An 18,639-nucleotide genomic window follows, 5' to 3' on the forward strand; every position below is an offset into this window, starting at 1 on the left:
GCGCATGGGGATGACGGTTTGATGTCGGGGCGGACGGCGGGACTTTTGATACTGGCGGGATTAGTCAGCGGCTGCGGCACCTCGCCGCCGCGTTCGCCGGAAGACATCTGCGCGATCTTCCGCGAGAAAAGCGACTGGTACGATGCGGCGCAAGTCACGCAGAAACGCTGGGGCGTACCGATCCAGGTGCCCTTCGCGATCATGTATCAGGAGTCCGGCTACCGCTACGACGCCAAGACGCCGCGTAAATACCTGTTGTGGGTGATTCCGTGGGGCCGGGTGTCGACGGCCTCCGGCTATGCCCAGGCCAAGGATGAAGTCTGGGCCGATTACCAGAAAAGTACCGGGCGACACGGCGCCGACCGCGAAGACTTCGATGACGCCATCGACTTCGTCGGCTGGTACATGGACAAGACCACCTCGATCAACGGCGTGTACAAATACGACGCCTATAACCAGTACCTGAACTACCACGAAGGCTGGGGCGGTTTCCGCAACAAGACCTACGCCAGCAAGGCCTGGCTGATGCCGACTGCGCGCAAGGTGCAGGCGCGCTCCGACGTGTATGCGCGGCAGTATGCCGGGTGCAAGGAAGATCTGAATCGCGGCTTCTGGAGCCGGTTCTGGCATTGGTTGTAGGGATGACTATCAGGCCCAATCGCGAGCAGGCTCACTCCTACAAGGGATCGATGGCGAACACGCTATCCCCGTCTACCAAAATCCCTTTGTAGGAGTGAGCCTGCTCGCGATAGCGGTCATCCAGGCGCCATAGTTCTCAGGGTTACAACACCGAAAAGTTGTAACTCACAATCAACCGGGTCTCATCCACATCCCGGGCAAACTTTTCATAGTTGGTGCGGTAAGTCGCATTGCGCAGGCGCAGGCTGACATCCTTGAACGTGCCTGTCTGGATCACGTACTTCAACTCGCTGTCGCGTTCCCACTCTTTGCCTTCCTGATCGCTGCCCGGGACCTTGATGTGATCACCGTTGACATAGCGGGTCAGGAAGCTCAAACCGTTGATGCCGATGGCCTTGAAGTCATAGTCGTAACGCAACTGCCAGGAACGCTCCTGCGCCGCGGCGAAGTCGTTGACCTGCACGTAGTTGACCAGATACGGATTGCTGCCATCGAGGTACGGCATCGAGTTGTCGCCGTTCATGCGCTGCCAGCCGGCACTGAAGGTGTGGCCGCTGATGCCGTACGAGAGCATGCCGCTCAAGGCGCGGTTGTCGATGGAGCCGGCTTTGGCATCACCGCTGTCGGCACTTTTCAGCAAACGCAGATCGGCCTTCAGCACACCGTCACCCAGCGGTTGGTTGCCGAGCAAGCCAATGAAGTGCTGGCGGTAGATGTCTTCCAGCTCGGCGTAGTAATACTGCGCGGTCAGGCGATCGTTGATCTTGTAATCGATGCCGTACATGTCGAAATGATCGGCGGTGGTGTTGCAGGCGTAGCGCTTGTTCTTACAGTGCACGCGGATGTCTTGCGAATCGGTGGAATCACGCGCGGTGTACTTGTCCAGACGCGCGGCCATGAAGGTCAGATCCTTCACTTCTTTGGAGGTCAGCATCGCACCGTTGAACATGGTCGGCAGCAAGCGGCCGTCGTTGTACTTGAGCAGTGGCAGATCCGGCAGCAGTGCGCCGTACTTCAACACCGTGTCCGAGACCTTGACCTTGGCGGTCAGGCCCATTTTTGCGTACTGACCCTTCGAGCCGCGCGGGTTCTCGCCACTGGACGGCAGCAAGCCGCTGTTGCTGCGATCGGGGCTGGAGTCGAGCTGAAACCCGAGCATGCCCAGCGCATCGATACCGAAGCCGACCGTGCCCTCGGTGTAACCCGATTGCAGATTGAGAATAAAACCTTGCGCCGACTCTTCACGCTTGGAAGCGCCCTGATCGCTGGAGGTATGCCCATCACGGAAGTCGCGGTTGAAGTACACCGTGCGCGATTCGATTTTCGCCGTGGTGTCTTCGAGAAAACCGCTGGCCTGAACCTGCGCGACAAAACCGGCGCACAGCACAACGGCTCCGAAGCCAAACGACTGGCGCGGGGTGATGAGAGGGAATGGGGGACGCATGAAAAACTCCAACAGTACAGCGTTTGCGCCGGGGCGCAGTCAGCCAGAAAAATAGCTCCCGTCCCGGGTCAAAAACAGCCGGGAAGAAGTGGACACGCAGGGGTGAGTTGCAATGATGGCAGATGGCTTTTACGGGTTGAAGGCGACTTTAGTCTGAAACTGACTGGCGATTCTTCGGCCTGCGATTGGCTCAAATCATGCGCTGACCAAGGGCTCACGACTGCGAAGCCCCCGGTTTCATTGGGTTTAAACGCCGTCATAGGGGTTTTCCCTATACCCCGCGGGACCCCTCTCTACGGCATTTGCGCCTTGAACGAGGCGGTTTAATCCTCCATCATCCGTCACCTGCTTATTCAATGGACGGAATTCAAGGCATGCTGGACGCCAACGCTACCCACATTACCCTTACCCTCGAAGGCGCCTCCGCCGACCTGCAAGTGCTCAGCTTCACCGGTCGCGAAGCCCTCAACGAGCCTTTCCGTTTCGACCTCGAACTGGTCAGCGCCCGCCCCGACCTCAAACTCGAAGAGCTGCTGCACAAGCCCGGCGTCCTGACCTTCGGCGCCACCGGCGAAGGCAAGATTCATGGCCTGGTGTATCGCATCGAACAAGGCGATTCCGGCAAGACCCTGACCCGTTACAGCATCAGCCTGGTGCCGCAGCTGGCCTATCTACGGCACAACCATGACCAGCAGATTTTCCAGAACCTCACGGTGCCGAAGATCATCGCCCAGGTGCTGGAAGATCGCGGCATTCTGGCCGACGCCTACAGCTTCCAGCTCAACGCCGAGTATCCGCAGCGCGATTACTGCGTGCAGTACGACGAGTCCGACCTGCATTTCATCCAGCGCCTGTGCGAAGAGGAAGGCATTCACTTCCACTTCCAGCACAGCAGCAGCGGGCACAAACTGGTGTTCGGCGACGATCAGACGGTGTTCCGCAAACTCAAGGCCGTGAGCTACCAGCAAGACTCCGGCATGAGCGCCGATAAACCGGTGATCAAGCGCTTCAACCTGCGCCTGGAAACCCGCACCACGCGCGTCAGCCGCCGCGATTACGACTTCGAAAAACCGAAGATCCTGCCCGAAGGCGCGGTAAAATCCGAGTTCGCCCCGGATCTTGAGGACTACGATTACCCCGGTCGTTTCACCACCCGCGAGCGCGGCAAATTCCTCTCGACCCGCGCCCTCGAACGCCATCGCAGCGACTACAAACTCGCCGAAGGCAAAGGTGACGAACCGACCCTGACCAGCGGCCACTTCCTGACCTTGGCCGAACACCCGCGCGCTGAATGGAACGACCTGTGGCTGCTGCTGGAAGTCTTCCACGAAGGCAAACAACCGCAAGTGCTCGGTGAAAACGTCACCAGCGACGTCACCGACAACAAAAGCGATTTCCACCAGGGCTACCGCAACAGCTTCCTCGCCACCCCGTGGGACGCGCACTACCGCCCTGCCCTCGAACACCCGAAACCCAAAGTCCTCGGCAGCCAGACCGCGGTCGTCACCGGCCCGGCCGGCGAAGAGATCCACTGCGACCAGTACGGCCGCATCAAAGTCCAGTTCCACTGGGACCGCGACGGCCAGTCCGACGACAAAACCACCTGCTGGCTGCGCGTCGCCAGCGGCTGGGCCGGCGCCGCCTACGGCGGCATTGCCATCCCGCGCATCGGCATGGAAGTCCTCGTCACCTTCCTCGAAGGCGACCCCGACCAGCCACTCGTCACCGGCTGCCTGTACCACAAGGAAAACGTCGTCCCCTACGACCTGCCCGCAAACAAAACCCGCAGCACCTTCAAAACCCTCAGTTCCCCGGGCGGAAAGGGCTACAACGAGTTTCGGATTGAAGACAAAAAGGGTGTGGAGCAGATCTACATCCATGCCCAACGCGATTGGGACGAGAACATCGAGCACGACCAGAAGATCCGCGTGGGCAATGAGCGGCATGACACGGTTGAGGCCAACACCTACAGCGAATTCAAAGTCGAAGAGCACCGCATCACCCATTTGAATCGCGTCAGTGAAATGCGCGCAGATGATCACCTGACCGTCGCAGTCACCCAGCACCTCAAAGTAGGCACAGCGCAATTCGTCGAAGCCGGCAGCGAAATCCATTACTACGCCGGCCAGAAAGTCGTCGTCGAAGGCGCCATGGAACTGACCGCCAAAGCCGGCGGCAGCTTCGTCAAGGTCGACGCCGGTGGCGTGACCATCAGCGGCGCCGAGGTGAAGGTCAATACCGGCGGTGCGCCGGGCGTAGGTACGCCGGCCGCCCCGTTGCTGCCAGGGCCGATGAAAGTGGCGGATGTGGATAAGGCGGGCAAAGTGCTCATCCCGCTGCCCAAACGCCTCAACGAGTCCGGTATCACGCCGTTGTGCGGCAAACAAAGCAACGGCGCTTGCAGCCGTAAGGATTGCACATGCATGTAAAAGCACTGAGCGCCCTCCTCGAAGCGCCGCGCTACGCCTTCGAGGGTTTGCCGAAAGAAAGCTCCGACCTGAGCCTGTGTTTCATCATTGATCGCGTCCGTCAGCCAGAAGCCATGAGCCGCCTCTACCGTGTCGGCGAACCCGTCGACACCCAAGGCCTGTTCCTCAACACCGACTTCGCCGAAATCGCCGCTGACGGCCCTCTCTGGCTGGTCGCCCCGTGGGGCAGTCGCCTCGCTGCAGAAGCGGCAGGTCTCTGCGAAGAGAACTTTGCCGGCATCGCCCTCACCACAGCAGATCCAGTCAAAGCACTTGCACACGCCCGCTGGCTCCTGCGTGCCAACGATGGCTCCGGCGGTCAAAGCCTGTTGAGTTATCACAAGCCAAGCCTGTGGGCCGCACTGGCCTACACCACCGCTGAACATTCACATCAGCTCTTCGGCCCTTGGCAACACGTATACAGCCCCGCACCGCTCCACTTCGGGCGCAATCGCGGTCGCTGGCTCAGTTGGCGTGCCCTTTCGGAACTTGAATGGCTGGGCGACGTTTCAGCGTTCAACCTGCCACCCTCAGCGCCAAAGGTTCAGGAGCATTTGGGATGGGTTTATTGGGCAGACGAGCAATACGCTGCCTACGGTGAACCTACCGACGAACAACTGCCCAACCTCGTGGAAAACCTCAGCGTGCTGGTTGCCCACAACATTTACGAAGGTCGTCATTTACTGAAACTGGGCCACGTCACTAACGGCCCGCTGCTCGAAACGCAGCCACAGGCAATGGCCATCCTGCAATCCAAGGAAGAGTCGTTCATCAAAGTGCAGCAGTTGCAGCAACTCACTAACAGCGTTGCTTGATGACCCCGTCCGTAAAGAATGAATGGAAGCGAAATGGAAACTGAAATTTCAGAAGCACCCGAGGTAGATCTCAACGGACCACGTGCGAACGCGTCGACTTCAGCGGTACCGGTCGAAAGCAAGCCTGCTTTGGAACTTGATCCCCAGCCTGAGGCGCCTGACAGTTGCTCTAACGCGTTCGACGAAGTGAAGGCGGCCTGCTCGACGGAATATGGCGAAGTGATTTACGCCACCAAGGAAAAAATGTTCTACCTGTTGCCTAAGCGAGCGGCCAGCTCGATCAAAGAGGCGATGAATGAACTCGAGCAACACATCAGCGCCAGCAAGTCTCCGGAAGAACGACTCAAGGGAATGAACACCGCAGGGCTTCTAGAGTACTTTCTGGAGCCCAAACTGAGTAATTTCCTGCAAGGCGAGCAAAAAAGCCGAATGCTCGAAATCGAGGCTCAGGAACCCGATATCGCGCAGCCCACCATGGCTATGCGATTGAAGGCTGTCAGCCGAGAGGCCCGGAACTCCGCTGCTTTGGACAAACTGCCAGACCAAAGCGAATACGCTCGCAATCGGGAGCTTGCCAATCAACAGCAAGCGAGCCTGCTTGAAGCCAACTCTGACGGCCAGAAACTGCAGCGCCTCTACAACGAATGGAAGAAGCTGAAAGCGATTGCAGTTGCACAGGCAAAAATTGCTGGCTACACCTACGAGAGCGGCAACCTGTTTTCCCCGGGGGCGATCGAAGCAAGAAATCGCGTGCAGACTTACTTGAAAGCCCGCGCTGCGCTCACGAAGAGTGGCAAGTTGACGACTCTGAAGGAGGCAGACTTTCAGAAAGACAAAAAGGCTTATCTGGACGCCACAAACTGCGTAATCGATGGCAAAGCCCGGATGTGTGGTTATTTAAAGGAAGTCGCTAACGAGCGCAAAAAAGTCGAAAAAGACTTCTCTGCTTATATCGATGCGATTTTGAAAGTTGCCGACTACGGATTGGCCCTACCGGAGTTTGCGCTCATTCCTGAGACGGGTGACATCAGCGCAGGTGTCGAGAAGTTCAAAGCATATCTCGAGATGGAGCAGCAACAGATCAAGCTCACCGAGCAGATCCGCACGAAATATAAAGCCTGGATTGACGCCAGCGGCCAAAACGTCGCGCCCCCCACAGGAATCGTGGAAGCGGAGCAAGCAGAGTGGCAGCGCATCCAACAAGATCGCCTTAAACTCCGCGAAGACGCTGAAGCGGCGGTTGCTGCAGCCCTGCCATTACGACATCTCCTGTGGGAACCAGAGCAGTTTCAACCAAAACCGGAAGAGCGCTTGGTCAAAGCAGAATTTCCTTTGCGCGAAGTTGCACTTTTCAATAGTCCCAACAGTCCCGTTAAACACCTGAGTCTGCTCAATCTGGAGGGCATCACAAAGGTACTGAAAAAGGACGCGAGTGAAATCGGCGCCAAAGCAAGCAAGGACTTGAAGAAACTTCCGGGAAACAGCAACGGAAAAGCAACATCGGACACTGACGACAATCCTTTCCATGAGTGGCTGCGAGCGGAAGGTGCACTAGCCATCAAAGATCAGCAGAGTGACTGGTTTGATGAGAAAGGCTGGTTTGATGTAGAGCTGTTCCATTCTTACCTGAAGTCGAAAAACTACAAGGTCGAAACCTTTGAGGATGCAGGAGCCCGCAAGGACTGGGGACTTCGTCTTCGTCAGTTGCTCTTCAAAGAAGAAGTCAGAAGCTCGTTGCGCCTGTTCGACAATAGCCCCCAAGCGCAACTCGTGCGTTGCCTCACACCGCCGCAGTCATCAATCCACACTGGCGCTAAAATAAACGGCCCGACATTCAGTGTCGCGGATAACTTCAAAGCTTCCGCCAAGGCTGAAGCAAGCCTGGCCATTGACCTCGCACGTGGCGAAGTCGAACTGATGAAAATGGATCTTCCGGGCAGAGATCAGGCCAAAGACATCCTGATTCCTTACCTCGACTACGACAAAAATCGCAAAAACCTGAATCTCGGTCGGTTCTCCATCCACTTGGGCGCCAGAGCGTGGGGATACACGGGTGCCACTCTCCTTCTTTCCTCCAGCGTTCAGTTGGGACGTGCAAACGTACAAGGCGGCCTTAACCTTCCGGAAATCACCGACGCAGAACGTCCAGAAGCGACAAATTCAACCGCTGGAACTGCGAGAAGCGAACCGGTGCTGGAAGGCAATGCCGCCAAAATTCGAGTAGAGGACGGCGCCAAAGCTAAATTTAACCTCTTCGCGGGAGTGCAAGCAGGGATCCTGCTGACCGGCGCTTTGAACTGGGCACCACCGAAAGACATAGCAGCCCTGCGCACCGCGCCAACACCCGGAATGGGTAACAGTGTCAACAGCACAAAGGCCAGCCAATGGTCCAGTCTTGCCAAACTTACTGCTGGTTTTACCGCCGCATACGGGCTAGGCACGAATGCAGACATCGGCATTTCTTTGCACGAAGGCCGCTTCATTATGCGGTTCAAGGCATCACTAATTGTCGGTGCGGGAGCGGGAGGCGAATTCCAGTTCGAAGTCGGTTATGACGGGGTTACTGACCTGATTAATCTCGTGCGTCGAGAAATCCACAAAAACCAGGATAAAACGCTAATTTTTGTAACCGATGATGCAGCTGATTACATAGACAAGCTTAACTTCCTTGGCGCTGCAGGCATGGAAGTTGCGATGTTTTATATGCAAGGCGTGGACATGGTGATGTCCTTATACGAGGCGTTAACTGGCGGTGGCAGAGGGGCGACGATTGCACATACGATCATGAACTATCGCAATCAAACTGAGCTTGAACAATGGATATTAGCAGCAACCCCTGGTGCGCTTGGCCCAATGCTCATGACACTAACCTCTGAGGCCAGCTCATTTAAGATTAGAGAGTATGGGATGCAGGAGACTGATATTAAACCTGCGGAAAAGGAATACTCAAAAGCCCAATGCCACTTAATCCAACAGCAAGCTATTGAGCGCATACTTGGACTGATTGTTCGCCAAGCTGAAACACAGGGAACAATCCCCCTTGCACAAGCACAATTTGAAGAGGCGTGCATGAGCATGAATCGCTTTGGGACAAAAGACGCCAGCGACCCTGAGCAAACTTATTGTGAAAATAGACTAGGAATTGATAACTTCATGTCTGAAGCCGTCCTAAGACTAGTTAGCGTAGATAATGACAGAATGCGCAGTCGATACAAAAAGCACGTTGAGGTGCTTGGCGCACGCCTGGATGGATATTGCAAGCGAATAAAATATTATGGCAATACATTCCTGCCGAGCGGTCAAGCTACTTATGTTGGCCCAAAGAATTAAAGAGAAGATTACTTATGTCAATCAAATCCATATTGTGCGCAGGATTATTTACCCTGACATTATGCAGCCAAGTGCATGCCGATCTTTCTTCATCACAAAAAGAGGCAAAAGAGAGAGGATTGGTACTTTATAACCAATACAAACCCGCAGCCGCAGAATTAAAAATTGCTGCAGAAGCAGGAGACGCCGAGGCGCAATATTATTTAGCGGAAGAACTTCGACAGCAAAAACAATACATTACTTCCGAGGCTCAAAAATGGTATGAATCTGCTGCTTTGCAAGGCGATTTGTACGCAATGTTAAGACTTGCGACATCAAACAATGACTTATGCGAGGTCATGAATAATTGTCCTCAAGGCTCGAAAAAACGCGCCGACTGGTTAGAATTATTAAATAAAGAGACCGTACGAAAGTCAGACGATGGTGACGGTGAGGCGATGTATATTAAATATCTGTCTTCTGGGAAATTAGAGTGGCTGGAAAAATCCGCAACAGCTAACTTCGCCAGAGGGCAGTGGCTTTTGGCAAATCGCTACAAAGAAGGTGAAAAATTTTTTCTGCCTTGGAAACGAACGGAAGAAGTCGGACGTTGGTTAAAAGCATCAGCTGAAAATGGTTTTCCCGCAGGAATGCTTGAATACTCCGCATTTCTTTATGAAAACGGCGGCGATATCGGGGTAGCCCGACATTGGATAGAAGAGGCGGCAAAAACGGGGTATGAGTCTGGCGTTAGTAGCTACGGAGCTTATCTTGCTCATGCCCCTTCTTTATATGACTTCCCGCTTGACCTAGTAAAAGGCTACGCACTGACATCGTTACTGAAGGAACTCGATGGCGGTGGAAACATACAGCCTTACGTAGATGAAGTTCTGCCGGAAATTGCTGAAAAAATGAGTGCTGAGCAGCTAATAGAAGCCAAGGTATTCGCTCAGCAGTGGAAAAGCACACATCCACCTCTATCCTTTTATCCCGGAAAATATGGATTTTGACAAAAAAGTCTTTATTGCGCCAAAGGAACGCATTTTAGAAAAATACTGTGTAAGCACGAAAACAGCTACATACCAAAATCGTCAGCAAGATACTCAGCTCCAGCGAGCAAACCAAATTGAAATTTATAAAATTATTCAACACCTCTCTTTGTATTTTCTTCATATTGCTCTGCAACACTGCGAATGCCGCTCTCACCCAGCAGCAAGAAGAAGCCAAAAAAAAAGGTATTGAACTTTACAATCAATACAAGGCTATTTCTGCAATCGAACCACTCAAAATAGCGGCCGAAGGCGGTGATGATGAAGCACTTTATTATCTGGGTGAGGCATTAAGAAAAAACAACCGCTTCATGACTCCGGAAGCTAAAAAAGCATATGAAAGTTCCGCAAGAAAGGGGAATATCTACTCTATGATTCGCCTCGGGAGAATTGGAGACGACTTGTGTTCAACCATGAAAAACTGTCCACCGGGTGAAGAATCTCCTAGCAGTTGGGTAATCAAAGCTAAAAGCCTTGCAACTCAACGATCAACGCAGGGAGATAGCGAATCAATGTACCTGTTATATGAAATGACAGGGAACGATGACTGGTTGGAGAAATCAGCAGAGAACGGATTCGCATTTGCACAGTTCCGTCTGGCGACTAAATACCAGGAAGGAAGTGGTTCATTTTTACTACCCTCTAGGCGCAACCAAGCTATCGAACGATGGATGAAGGCCTCTGCGGAAAATGGTTACCCACCTGCGATGATGGGGTTAGCCGCGATCATGATCGAAAAAAAAGATTTAGCCTCGTTCAGAAGCTGGAACGAAAAAGCAGCTGAGTCGAGCTTCGTAGAAGGTGTATTTGGATATGCATCCTACATAGGCGAAGAGAACTCAAAATACGGCTTCGTATTCGACCCGATAAAATCACATGCTTTACTGTCAAACCTGCTGGAACTTAATGGCGGAGGCAATGTAATACGAGACGTCAATGACACCTTCCCCGATATAGAAAAAAACATGTCAAAAGCACAAATAGAAATAACGAAAGACCTCGCAAAAACGTGGAAGGCCAACCACCCGCCTCTCTCGTTCTACCCTGACAAGCTAGGATATTAATTTTAGTGAGCGTATATTTTCGGATCTTAGCGATAGTTATTTCTGCGCTCACCGAAACGTGCGCAGTCGCAGCACAAGAAAACGGATTTAGCAAGGGAATAACTTTATACAACCAGCTAAAAATAGACTCTGCTATAGCTGAACTAAAAAAAGAAGCACAGTCGGGAATCTCGGAATCACAATACTATTTAGGAGAGGCTCTTCGAAAGCGCAATCGCTACATGACTTCAGAAGCTAAAGAATGGTATGAGGCCGCTGCTGCGCAAGAAAATTTATATGCCATGATTCAGTTGGGGCGGAGTGGCAACGATCTTTGCAAAGTAATGAGTAATTGCCCTGATTCCGGTAAACCTCCTGTCGACTGGCTGAAAAATGCTCGTGCGCTTGCGGAACCTTTGGCAGAAAAAGGTGACGCGGAGGCCATGTACGTAATGTATGAAATTACATTGAATCGTGATTGGTTAGAAAAGTCTGCAAATGCCGGCAATCCAGATGCACAATTCTGGATGGCAATTGGTGACAAGCAAGGTGAGGGCTTCTTACTTCCCTGGAAACGTAAGGAGGCAGTGGGAAGTTGGTTTAAAGCATCCGCAGAAGGAGGAAATCCTCGAGCCATGATGGAGTATGCCGCTTACCTTTATGAGAATGAAGGTGATCTTAAAGTTGCTCGGCATTGGATAAAAGTAGCGGCTGAGAAAGGATACAAAAGCGGCGTGAGCAGTTACGGTGCTTATTTAGCGCATGCTCCCGAACGATTTGGCTTCGAACTAGACTTGGTTAAAGGTTACGCTATCACTTCGCTTTTAAAAGATCTTGATGGCGGGGGCAACGTGCAGGTCTACGTCGAGGAAGTTCTTCCGGAAATCGCAGAAAAAATGACCTCTCAGCAAATAAAAGAAGCGGAAAACTTTGCCATTCAATGGAAGAAATCTCATCCGCCACTTTCGTTTTTTCCAGACAAACTAAGTCGCTGATTTTGATGAAAGCGTTAACATTTCTATTAGCTGCTTCACTTTTTACCATCTGTAAAGCCACCCCATTAAAACAGCAAGAACAAGTAGTCTCGCCGGGCGTAGTCCTATATAACCAACTAAAAATCGACGCAGCTTTTCCCGCATTAGAAAAAGAAGCAAAATCTGGAAATACAACCTCGCAATATTACTTGGGTGAGGCTATTCGAAAACGTAATGGCTACATGACTCCAGAGGCACTTCACTGGTATGAGTCCGCAGCAGAAAATAACAATGTATATGCAATAATCCAACTGGGACGATTCAAAAGTGAACCCTGCCAAGAAATACGCGACTGCTCACCATCAAAAAAAACACAAGCAGAATGGTTTGAACTAGCTAATGAGCTAGTTTTGCCAAAAGCACAAAAAGGTGATCCTGAATCCCTGTATCTGATGTATGAGATCACTCTTAATCGTGAGTGGCTAGAAAAATCCGCAAATGCGGGATATCCGACTGCACAATATTGGATGGCTGTAAGCGAACGCCAAGGTGAAGGTTTTTTCTTGATTCCTGGAAAACGCGAGGCCTCTATCAAAAAATGGCTACTACTTTCTTCTGAGGGCGGACACCCAAAAGCAATGATGGATTATCTACAAATTTTATTTGAAGAAGGAGATGTCGTAGGCATGCGCCACTGGCTTGAAACTGCAGCAGCGACTGGCGATCAAGCCGCCATAAGCAATTACGGCGCCTACATAGCGCATACACCAGACAAAATAGGCTACCCACTAGACTTGGTCAAAGGTTATGCGCTATTCACGCTTCTTAAGGAGCTTGAGGACAGTGGCGGAATCGGGAGATATGTTGAGAGAAAAAGTGAGGAAATACGCGAAAAAATGACATCAGAACAAACTGAAAAGTCACTAGAAGTGGCAAAAGACTGGAAAGCCACTCATCCACCACTTTCTTTTTTTCCAGACAAGCTTGGCAATTAATTCAGATTATTTATAGACTTCTCGAAATATTTATGGATTGTAGGCCGCCTGCATTTCCTGCCAACTTACAATCATTTTTATTACCTCCTTTTAGCAACCCATACAGTTCCGACCCGGGAATCTGAAGGAGCAAAATAAAATATCACGCAGAATACTCATGACAACCAGAATAATTTTCACTTTATTATTACTGCTGCCACTTGGCTGTCACGCAAACACCCAGATAACGCCGAACCAAATCTCCGCAAAACAACAAGGCATAAATCTATACAATCAATACAAAGCCACCTCAGCAATCCCGTTCTTAACAACCGCTGCAGAAGCGGGCGACCACGAAGCTCAATATTATTTAGGTGAGGCTCTTCGTCAGAAAAATCATTACATGAATAAGGAAGCAAAGAAATGGTATGAAGCGTCAGCAGGTCAGAACGATCTTTATGCCATGATCCAATTGGGCCGTATTGAGCATGACATGTGCGAAATCTCTAACGACTGCTCTCCTTCGCAGAAGCCGGTAATAGAGTGGTTAAACCAAGCAAAACAATTAGCCCAACAAAAAGCAAATGCTGGCGACGCAGAAGCGATGTACATAATGTATGAAATCACTCTAGATGATACTTGGCTAGAACGATCTGCAACTTCAGGAAATGCTCTTGCACAATACTGGCTTGCCACTTCACTTAAGCAAGGTGAGGGATTTTTGCTACCATGGAAGCGAAGTGAGGCAGTTGAAAAATGGTACAAACTTTCAGCTGAAGGCGGCAACCCTAGATCAATGATGGAGTTGGCTGCTCTTCTTTTTGAGAAAGGAGATATTGAAGGCTTCCGACATTGGAATGAGCAAGCCGCAGTATCAGGCTACGTAGAGTCCGTATATGGATACGGTTCATACTTGGCTCACGAGCCCGACACCTATGGCTTTCCGTATGATCCTGTAAAGGGATACTCGCTTATTTTTTCTCTAAGTAGCTTGGATGGCGGGGGCGGAATGCAGGAAAATGTTAAATACAAGCTTCCCCTCATTGCTTCCAAGTTGACCCCTTCGCAAATATTAGAAGCTAAAGAGCAATCAAAAAAATGGATATCCATCCACCCTCCCCTGTCCTTCTTCCCTGACAAGCTAAGCCGTTAGCTTGTTTTATACGAATACAAGGGCACGAGAATCATACAAACGGGAGGAGTAGATAGCGTGAGATTCGTCCAACGCGATCCTACTCCCGTTCTCATTCAAGGCATCAAACCGGCGCCTTCCAATCCAGCATCTGCTGCTGTGCCACCTGCAGCAAATCATTGCCGTCCTGCGCCAGCAGGTACAGCGCATGGGTAATGTGTGGAATGTCCTGAACATCGCCATGGCGGAAGCACATGCAGTGCAGGGTTTCGAGCAGGTCGCTGCAGGCGCGGATGCGCTGGACGGCGGACTCGAGGATGTCTTGGGGGTTGGCCTGGGTGTCGATGACCATTGGCGCGCTGTCGGTGACGCCGCTGTTTAGAGGGTGATAACGATTGGGTAACGGATTTAATATCGGCATCAGAGTTATCTCTTGCTGGGTAAGGTAACCCGCCGACACCGTGACCAAACGATGGGAGGCGGACTGTATGCAAGTTTGGTCAACTGAATACCCAATCAGCTCGCCCGAAGGCGTCCTGCACACAGCCGCCACAGCAATGCACTACGAAGACATAGATGTCCGCGGTGCGAATGATGGCACACATGTGTGAGTATTTTCAGGTGACCAAACCCGAGCCGCTGATTTTGCAGCGACGCCAAACCATAACCGCCCCGCTCCAAGCGCCGAAAGCAGACAAGGCATCACCCCTTGTAGGAATCGGCACCGCATTCCCGAGAAATCATCCCTCTGCCAGACAGCCGGCGTTCAGCCAGGTTAACCATCACTTAACGCCGCAGTCCAAGACTGTACTGAACCGCACACCTCAGCCCCTGGCTGGCGCCGAGTGCGGCAGGTTCGGCTGTATGGCGCCGAACGCTTATTCCGTCGCACGGGAGTCCGATTCATGAACATTCGCACGCTATTGCTCACCTCCGCCCTCGCCTGCAGCGCATTCGCCGGGCTGGCTCAGGCCAATGACACCAACGCTGCTACCCAGCCCGTTCCTTACCAGTACGGCATGCCGTTGCATGTGAACAAAGTGATCTCGCTGACCGAGCCACAGACTCAGCAGTGCAAGGTCATCACCGCTGACATGAAGTACATCGACAATGCAGGCAAGCCGGCGGAAATCACCTACCGGAAAATGTCTGACGCCTGCAGCTTCCAGAACTGACAGAAGGCTCTGATTTGCGGCTTTGCGGTAGGCGGTGAAGGGCTCGAGGGTTATGCTCGGGATCACTTCTCACTGCCGCAAGGACTCGCCATGCAGTTGTCGTTTCGCACGTTGTCGATCATCACATCTTTGTTGTGTTTCGTGCTGGCGCTGGCTTGGGGCTTTTTCCCGCAGGTGTTGCTGGCGATCTGGAGCATTGAGTATTCGTTCGCTGCCGGTTTTGTTGCACGGCGCAGTGCGGTGCTGTTTGCGGCGTTGGGGGTGATGTTTTATCTGGTGCGCAGCGCGCCGCCGTCGCTGGGTCGCAATGCCCTGAGCAACGGGTTTATCGTCGGTTGTTTTGGTCTGGCGGTACTGGGTTTTGGCGAATGGCTGAACGGCCACACCGGCCCCGGGATTCTGCTCGCAGTGCTGGTCGAGTTCGCGCTGGGCCTTGGCTTTGTGCAGGCCCGGCGCGTGACGGTCGAACTGGGTGAAACGGTGAGTTAAAGCGCTCTGGAGCGAGGACTGTAATGCTGTGGTGTGGTTTGTTGCGCCAGATCCGAACGAAGGCCGGCAATCAGTTCATTGATCTCGCGACAGCCATTGAGATGGCTGGCGTCGATACCACTGACGTGCAGATCAACCTGGTCAGTCTGGTGGTCACCGAAAACCTTGACGGTCATCGACAGGTCTGGCGACAGCGTGCACTGGCAGCGTTTAGGCAAAAAACTGCTTTCAATGATATTGCGTAGTTCCAAGGCAGACAGAAACATGGTGAACCTCTCCTTATTGATGAAACTGCCAATCAACTCTTCACGTTGACCACTTTTGCTGCCCCTGCACGGGTGTGTCCCCGCTGATTCCCTGGTGCGGCAAACGGTTGTACTGCGAAATGCCCATTGGAGTGTAGGCGCCCGAAGCCGGTGCGCTGCACCAAAGCGACGCATAAAACGTGCCTTTCATCGGGTCATTTCGACCCTCATGAAATCAAGCACTTGGCGCGGTGGCCAGCAGTTGGCCAGTTGCAAAATGCAAGATCGACCCTCCTGAGCACTGCAATTTGCAAGTCGACACCGGTTTGCATTCATGGCTGATGACAGTGAGAATGCCCGACATCCACCCTACACCCGCCAGGAGGCTTTCATGGGTTCTTTACGCGCTCGCGCGACAATCGGTCTGCTCGTTGCCGGCCTGTCCACCCTCGCCCACGCGGCCAAACTCGAAGACGTTGCGCCGTATCCCAAGGCGGAAAACGGCTTCACCCGCCAAGTCATCTATCTGCCCAAACAGGATCAGGAAGAGAACTTTCAGGTTGAAGTGCTCGCCGGCAAAACCCTGGAAGTCGACTGCAATCGCCAGCGCCTGGGCGGCGCTCTGGACGAGAAAAACCTCGAAGGCTGGGGCTATCCGTTCTACCGCCTGGAAAAAGTCATTGGCCCGATGAGCACGCTGATGGCCTGCCCACCCGGCACCGCGAAGAAACGCGCCTTTGTCCCGGTTGTCGGTGACGGCTTCATGCTGCGCTACAACAGCAAGCTGCCACTGGTGATCTACGCCCCGAAAGATGTCGAGGTGCGCTATCGCATCTGGTCGGCTTCGGACAAGGTCGGCACCGCCATCGTGGAATGATCTGAAACAGGGAGCACCAACCGTGATTACCTGCCATGTGCGATACGTGATCGATCCGTACCAACTGACCGAATTCGAGGCCTACGCCAAGGCCTGGCTGGGCATCGTCGAGCGCTTGGGCGGCACGCATCACGGCTATTTCCTGCCCTCCGAGGGCGCGAGCAACATCGCTTATTGCCTGTTCAGCTTTCCCTCGCTGGCCGATTACGAAAGCTACCGGCACATCGCGCTGACCGACCCGGAAAGCACGGCGCTGGTGGAATCACTGGTGCAGAAGAAATTCATCGTCAGCTACGAGCGCAGTTTCCTGCGCCCTCTGCTGCCCTGAGCGTTATCACGCCGGGACGCCGCCGCACACCGCGGCGCGCTCGGCGACATGGCGCAAGCTGTCGAAGTTGATGTTGGCGCCGGAGTCGATCGCGACGAAGGTCTGCCCGCGAACACCGCTGCGCGCCACGTATTGCTTGATGCCGGCCACCGCCAATGCCCCGGAAGGCTCGGTGATCGAGCGGGTATCGTCGTAGATATTCTTGATCGCCGCGCACAACTCGTCATTGCTGACGGTGACCACCTCGTCCACGCAGAACCGGCACACCTCAAAACCATAAGCGCCGATCTGCGCCACCGCCACGCCATCGGCGAACGTTCCGACACTGGGCAACACAACGCGCGCATCCGCCTGCAGCGCCGCCTTCAGGCAGGCCGAATGCTCCGATTCGACACCGATGATCCGTACCTCCGGTCGCAGGTATTTGACGTACGCCGCGATGCCGGCGATCAGCCCGCCCCCACCGACCGGAACGAAGATCGCATCCAGCGGCCCCTGATGCTGACGGAGGATTTCCATGGCCACCGTGCCTTGGCCGGCGATCACGTCCGGGTCGTCGAATGGAGAGACAAAGGTGCGCCCGGTCTGCTCGGCCAGTTGCAGCGCATGAGCCAGGGCAAACGGAAAACTCTCGCCGTGCAGCAGCGCCTCGGCGCCCCGACTTCGCACCCCAAGCACCTTGAGTTCGGGGGTGGTCGAGGGCATGACGATGGTCGCCGCGATCCCCAGCTCCCGCGCCGCCAGCGCTACGCCCTGCGCATGATTGCCCGCCGAAGCGGTGATCACCCCGCGTGCTTTCTGCGCATCGCTCAATTGCACCAGCTTGTTGTAGGCGCCACGGATCTTGAAGGAGAACGTCGGTTGCAGGTCTTCGCGCTTGAGCAGGATCCGGTTGCCCAGCGCCTCGGACAGCGCCGGCGCCGCTTGCAACGGCGTGCGCACAGCAATGTCGTAGACCGGCGCGGCAAGGATCTTTTTCACGTACTGCTCAAGCAGGACTTGTTGGACGGGGCTGTACGACATGGTCGTCTCCTGACGTTTTGATCAGAACCCCGGAGACAGAAAATGAAAACCCGCCTCTAGGGCGGGTTGGGTGCTGCAGTCGTGAGCTAGCCCGCCAAATGAGGAATGGCGGTAATAATGCTTGGCTGGCAGCGCAATACGGTGGAAGTCATGGGCCTGAAATTAGCCCGGCGGCGGCCAGCGAGTCAATGGCTTATTTGCGGATGCGAAGGTAGGCTGGCGATTCTGCTCATCACCCAAGGAAGGAATGCATGATGTCTGTCGCCCTGCCCCTCACTGTTTTGATTGCGTTTACTGGCTACACCGTGTCGGTGATGCTCCAGGCCGAACAGTCGTTGATCGACTTCGGTATCAGCCTGATGTCGCGTCCGGACACGGCGCAGGTGGTGATTGATCTGTATCTGCTGGCGACGCTGGCCGGGGTGTGGATGGTCAAGGATGCCCGCTCGCGAGGGATGTCGGTCTGGTCGGTGGTGCCGTATCTGTTGCTGACGGCGGTATTTGTGTCGATTGGGCCGTTGTTGTATCTGGTGGTGCGTGGGGTTCGGGAGCGCCGGAAGGTCGCGGCGGCGGACCCGGTGAGCTGATCCGGGTTTTCCGTTGTTGCTGAATACGCCATCGCGAGCAGGCTCACTCCTACAGAGAATCAAATTGT

Annotated in this window: 18 protein-coding genes; 14 read left to right on the forward strand and 4 right to left on the reverse strand. The window is 53.6% G+C overall.

The features are described 5' to 3' along the window. The first annotated feature begins 21 nt into the window (after window positions 1–21). On the forward strand, window positions 22–639 hold the full coding sequence (locus V3W27_RS04435; RefSeq protein WP_442962642.1) for a transglycosylase SLT domain-containing protein: 618 nt from the start codon (window positions 22–24) through the stop codon (window positions 637–639). A 142-nt stretch (window positions 640–781) separates the two neighbouring features. Here the strand turns inward: V3W27_RS04435 and V3W27_RS04440 are convergent, their stop codons facing one another. Beyond that, on the reverse strand, window positions 782–2,083 hold the full coding sequence (locus V3W27_RS04440) for an OprD family porin (protein WP_247267408.1): 1,302 nt from the start codon (window positions 2,081–2,083) through the stop codon (window positions 782–784). Between the two features lie 374 nt (window positions 2,084–2,457). On the opposite strand from V3W27_RS04440, the gene V3W27_RS04445 reads away from it, so the two are divergent. The 8 genes from V3W27_RS04445 to V3W27_RS04480 all read left to right on the forward strand — a co-directional run bounded on the left by V3W27_RS04445 (window position 2,458) and on the right by V3W27_RS04480 (window position 13,868). Further along, window positions 2,458–4,512, forward strand: coding sequence for a type VI secretion system Vgr family protein (locus tag V3W27_RS04445; RefSeq protein ID WP_150368362.1), 2,055 nt, complete (start codon window positions 2,458–2,460; stop codon window positions 4,510–4,512). Then, window positions 4,503–5,366, forward strand: coding sequence for a DUF4123 domain-containing protein (locus V3W27_RS04450; RefSeq protein WP_183779988.1), 864 nt, complete (start codon window positions 4,503–4,505; stop codon window positions 5,364–5,366). Before V3W27_RS04445 ends, V3W27_RS04450 begins: the two co-directional genes overlap by 10 nt. A 33-nt stretch (window positions 5,367–5,399) precedes the next feature. Further along, window positions 5,400–8,696, forward strand: coding sequence for a hypothetical protein (locus tag V3W27_RS04455; RefSeq protein WP_247267405.1), 3,297 nt, complete (start codon window positions 5,400–5,402; stop codon window positions 8,694–8,696). Between the two features lie 14 nt (window positions 8,697–8,710). Next, window positions 8,711–9,685 (forward strand): tetratricopeptide repeat protein, encoded by a 975-nt coding sequence (locus V3W27_RS04460; protein WP_183779994.1) that lies wholly within the window; start codon window positions 8,711–8,713, stop codon window positions 9,683–9,685. A gap of 116 nt (window positions 9,686–9,801) precedes the next feature. Beyond that, entirely contained in the window at window positions 9,802–10,788 is a 987-nt protein-coding gene (locus V3W27_RS04465) for a tetratricopeptide repeat protein (protein WP_330206022.1), read from the forward strand. Window positions 10,789–10,793: 5 nt separating this feature from the next. Then, the gene (locus V3W27_RS04470) at window positions 10,794–11,762 is read left to right on the forward strand and encodes a tetratricopeptide repeat protein (protein ID WP_330206023.1); all 969 of its coding nucleotides are present in this window, start codon (window positions 10,794–10,796) and stop codon (window positions 11,760–11,762) included. Further along, the gene (locus V3W27_RS04475; RefSeq protein WP_330206024.1) at window positions 11,708–12,736 is read left to right on the forward strand and encodes a tetratricopeptide repeat protein; all 1,029 of its coding nucleotides are present in this window, start codon (window positions 11,708–11,710) and stop codon (window positions 12,734–12,736) included. The genes V3W27_RS04470 and V3W27_RS04475 overlap by 55 nt, the downstream gene beginning before the upstream one ends. 157 nt (window positions 12,737–12,893) lie before the next feature. Continuing rightward, a complete protein-coding gene (locus V3W27_RS04480; RefSeq protein WP_330206025.1) occupies window positions 12,894–13,868 on the forward strand; it encodes a tetratricopeptide repeat protein in 975 nt (324 codons plus the stop codon). Between the two features lie 103 nt (window positions 13,869–13,971). Here the strand turns inward: V3W27_RS04480 and V3W27_RS04485 are convergent, their stop codons facing one another. Beyond that, window positions 13,972–14,268, reverse strand: a complete 297-nt coding sequence (locus V3W27_RS04485) for a hypothetical protein (protein WP_047597132.1) — start codon at window positions 14,266–14,268, stop codon at window positions 13,972–13,974. Window positions 14,269–14,752: 484 nt separating this feature from the next. Here V3W27_RS04485 and V3W27_RS04490 point away from each other — a divergent pair, with 484 nt between their 5' ends. Together V3W27_RS04490 and V3W27_RS04495 are read left to right on the forward strand one after the other, a co-directional pair. Continuing rightward, a complete protein-coding gene (locus V3W27_RS04490) occupies window positions 14,753–15,022 on the forward strand; it encodes a DUF2790 domain-containing protein (RefSeq protein WP_027612725.1) in 270 nt (89 codons plus the stop codon). A 90-nt stretch (window positions 15,023–15,112) separates the two neighbouring features. Further along, window positions 15,113–15,511 carry a hypothetical protein gene (locus tag V3W27_RS04495; RefSeq protein ID WP_330206026.1) on the forward strand — a complete coding sequence of 133 codons (399 nt, stop codon included), beginning with the start codon at window positions 15,113–15,115 and terminating at the stop codon, window positions 15,509–15,511. Here the strand turns inward: V3W27_RS04495 and V3W27_RS04500 are convergent. Next, the gene (locus tag V3W27_RS04500) at window positions 15,508–15,777 is read right to left on the reverse strand and encodes a DUF1652 domain-containing protein (protein ID WP_007964586.1); all 270 of its coding nucleotides are present in this window, start codon (window positions 15,775–15,777) and stop codon (window positions 15,508–15,510) included. The two genes, V3W27_RS04495 and V3W27_RS04500, sit on opposite strands and share 4 nt — an antisense overlap. Window positions 15,778–16,147: 370 nt before the next feature. Between V3W27_RS04500 and eco the strand changes: the two genes are divergently transcribed. Continuing rightward, a complete protein-coding gene (gene eco, locus V3W27_RS04505) occupies window positions 16,148–16,633 on the forward strand; it encodes a serine protease inhibitor ecotin (RefSeq protein ID WP_330206027.1) in 486 nt (161 codons plus the stop codon). 22 nt (window positions 16,634–16,655) lie between these two features. After that, window positions 16,656–16,961, forward strand: coding sequence for an NIPSNAP family protein (locus tag V3W27_RS04510; RefSeq protein WP_003225174.1), 306 nt, complete (start codon window positions 16,656–16,658; stop codon window positions 16,959–16,961). A 6-nt stretch (window positions 16,962–16,967) separates the two neighbouring features. Here V3W27_RS04510 and ilvA read toward each other — a convergent pair whose 3' ends face one another. Next, window positions 16,968–17,984 carry a threonine ammonia-lyase, biosynthetic gene (gene ilvA, locus V3W27_RS04515; protein ID WP_442962643.1) on the reverse strand — a complete coding sequence of 339 codons (1,017 nt, stop codon included), beginning with the start codon at window positions 17,982–17,984 and terminating at the stop codon, window positions 16,968–16,970. A gap of 251 nt (window positions 17,985–18,235) precedes the next feature. Here ilvA and V3W27_RS04520 point away from each other — a divergent pair, with 251 nt between their 5' ends. Further along, entirely contained in the window at window positions 18,236–18,571 is a 336-nt protein-coding gene (locus V3W27_RS04520) for a DUF2834 domain-containing protein (RefSeq protein ID WP_330206028.1), read from the forward strand. Window positions 18,572–18,639: the final 68 nt, after the last annotated feature.

This window comes from Pseudomonas sp. AM14(2022) (genome assembly GCF_036346455.1).
Classification (GTDB): domain Bacteria; phylum Pseudomonadota; class Gammaproteobacteria; order Pseudomonadales; family Pseudomonadaceae; genus Aquipseudomonas; species Aquipseudomonas putida_A.

Bases quoted from the DNA above. Each gene is read 5' to 3' on its own strand.
- V3W27_RS04490 (WP_027612725.1), top strand. From the start codon at position 14,753: ATGAACATTCGCACGCTATTGCTCACCTCCGCCCTCGCCTGCAGCGCA.
- V3W27_RS04520 (WP_330206028.1), top strand. From the start codon at position 18,236: ATGATGTCTGTCGCCCTGCCCCTCACTGTTTTGATTGCGTTTACTGGC.
- V3W27_RS04435 (WP_442962642.1), top strand. From the start codon at position 22: ATGTCGGGGCGGACGGCGGGACTTTTGATACTGGCGGGATTAGTCAGC.
- V3W27_RS04500 (WP_007964586.1), bottom strand. From the start codon at position 15,777: ATGTTTCTGTCTGCCTTGGAACTACGCAATATCATTGAAAGCAGTTTT.
- ilvA (WP_442962643.1), bottom strand. From the start codon at position 17,984: ATGTCGTACAGCCCCGTCCAACAAGTCCTGCTTGAGCAGTACGTGAAA.
- V3W27_RS04455 (WP_247267405.1), top strand. From the start codon at position 5,400: ATGGAAACTGAAATTTCAGAAGCACCCGAGGTAGATCTCAACGGACCA.
- V3W27_RS04460 (WP_183779994.1), top strand. From the start codon at position 8,711: ATGTCAATCAAATCCATATTGTGCGCAGGATTATTTACCCTGACATTA.
- V3W27_RS04485 (WP_047597132.1), bottom strand. From the start codon at position 14,268: ATGCCGATATTAAATCCGTTACCCAATCGTTATCACCCTCTAAACAGC.
- V3W27_RS04445 (WP_150368362.1), top strand. From the start codon at position 2,458: ATGCTGGACGCCAACGCTACCCACATTACCCTTACCCTCGAAGGCGCC.
- V3W27_RS04440 (WP_247267408.1), bottom strand. From the start codon at position 2,083: ATGCGTCCCCCATTCCCTCTCATCACCCCGCGCCAGTCGTTTGGCTTC.
- V3W27_RS04480 (WP_330206025.1), top strand. From the start codon at position 12,894: ATGACAACCAGAATAATTTTCACTTTATTATTACTGCTGCCACTTGGC.
- V3W27_RS04475 (WP_330206024.1), top strand. From the start codon at position 11,708: ATGGAAGAAATCTCATCCGCCACTTTCGTTTTTTCCAGACAAACTAAG.
- V3W27_RS04495 (WP_330206026.1), top strand. From the start codon at position 15,113: ATGCAGTTGTCGTTTCGCACGTTGTCGATCATCACATCTTTGTTGTGT.
- eco (WP_330206027.1), top strand. From the start codon at position 16,148: ATGGGTTCTTTACGCGCTCGCGCGACAATCGGTCTGCTCGTTGCCGGC.
- V3W27_RS04450 (WP_183779988.1), top strand. From the start codon at position 4,503: ATGCATGTAAAAGCACTGAGCGCCCTCCTCGAAGCGCCGCGCTACGCC.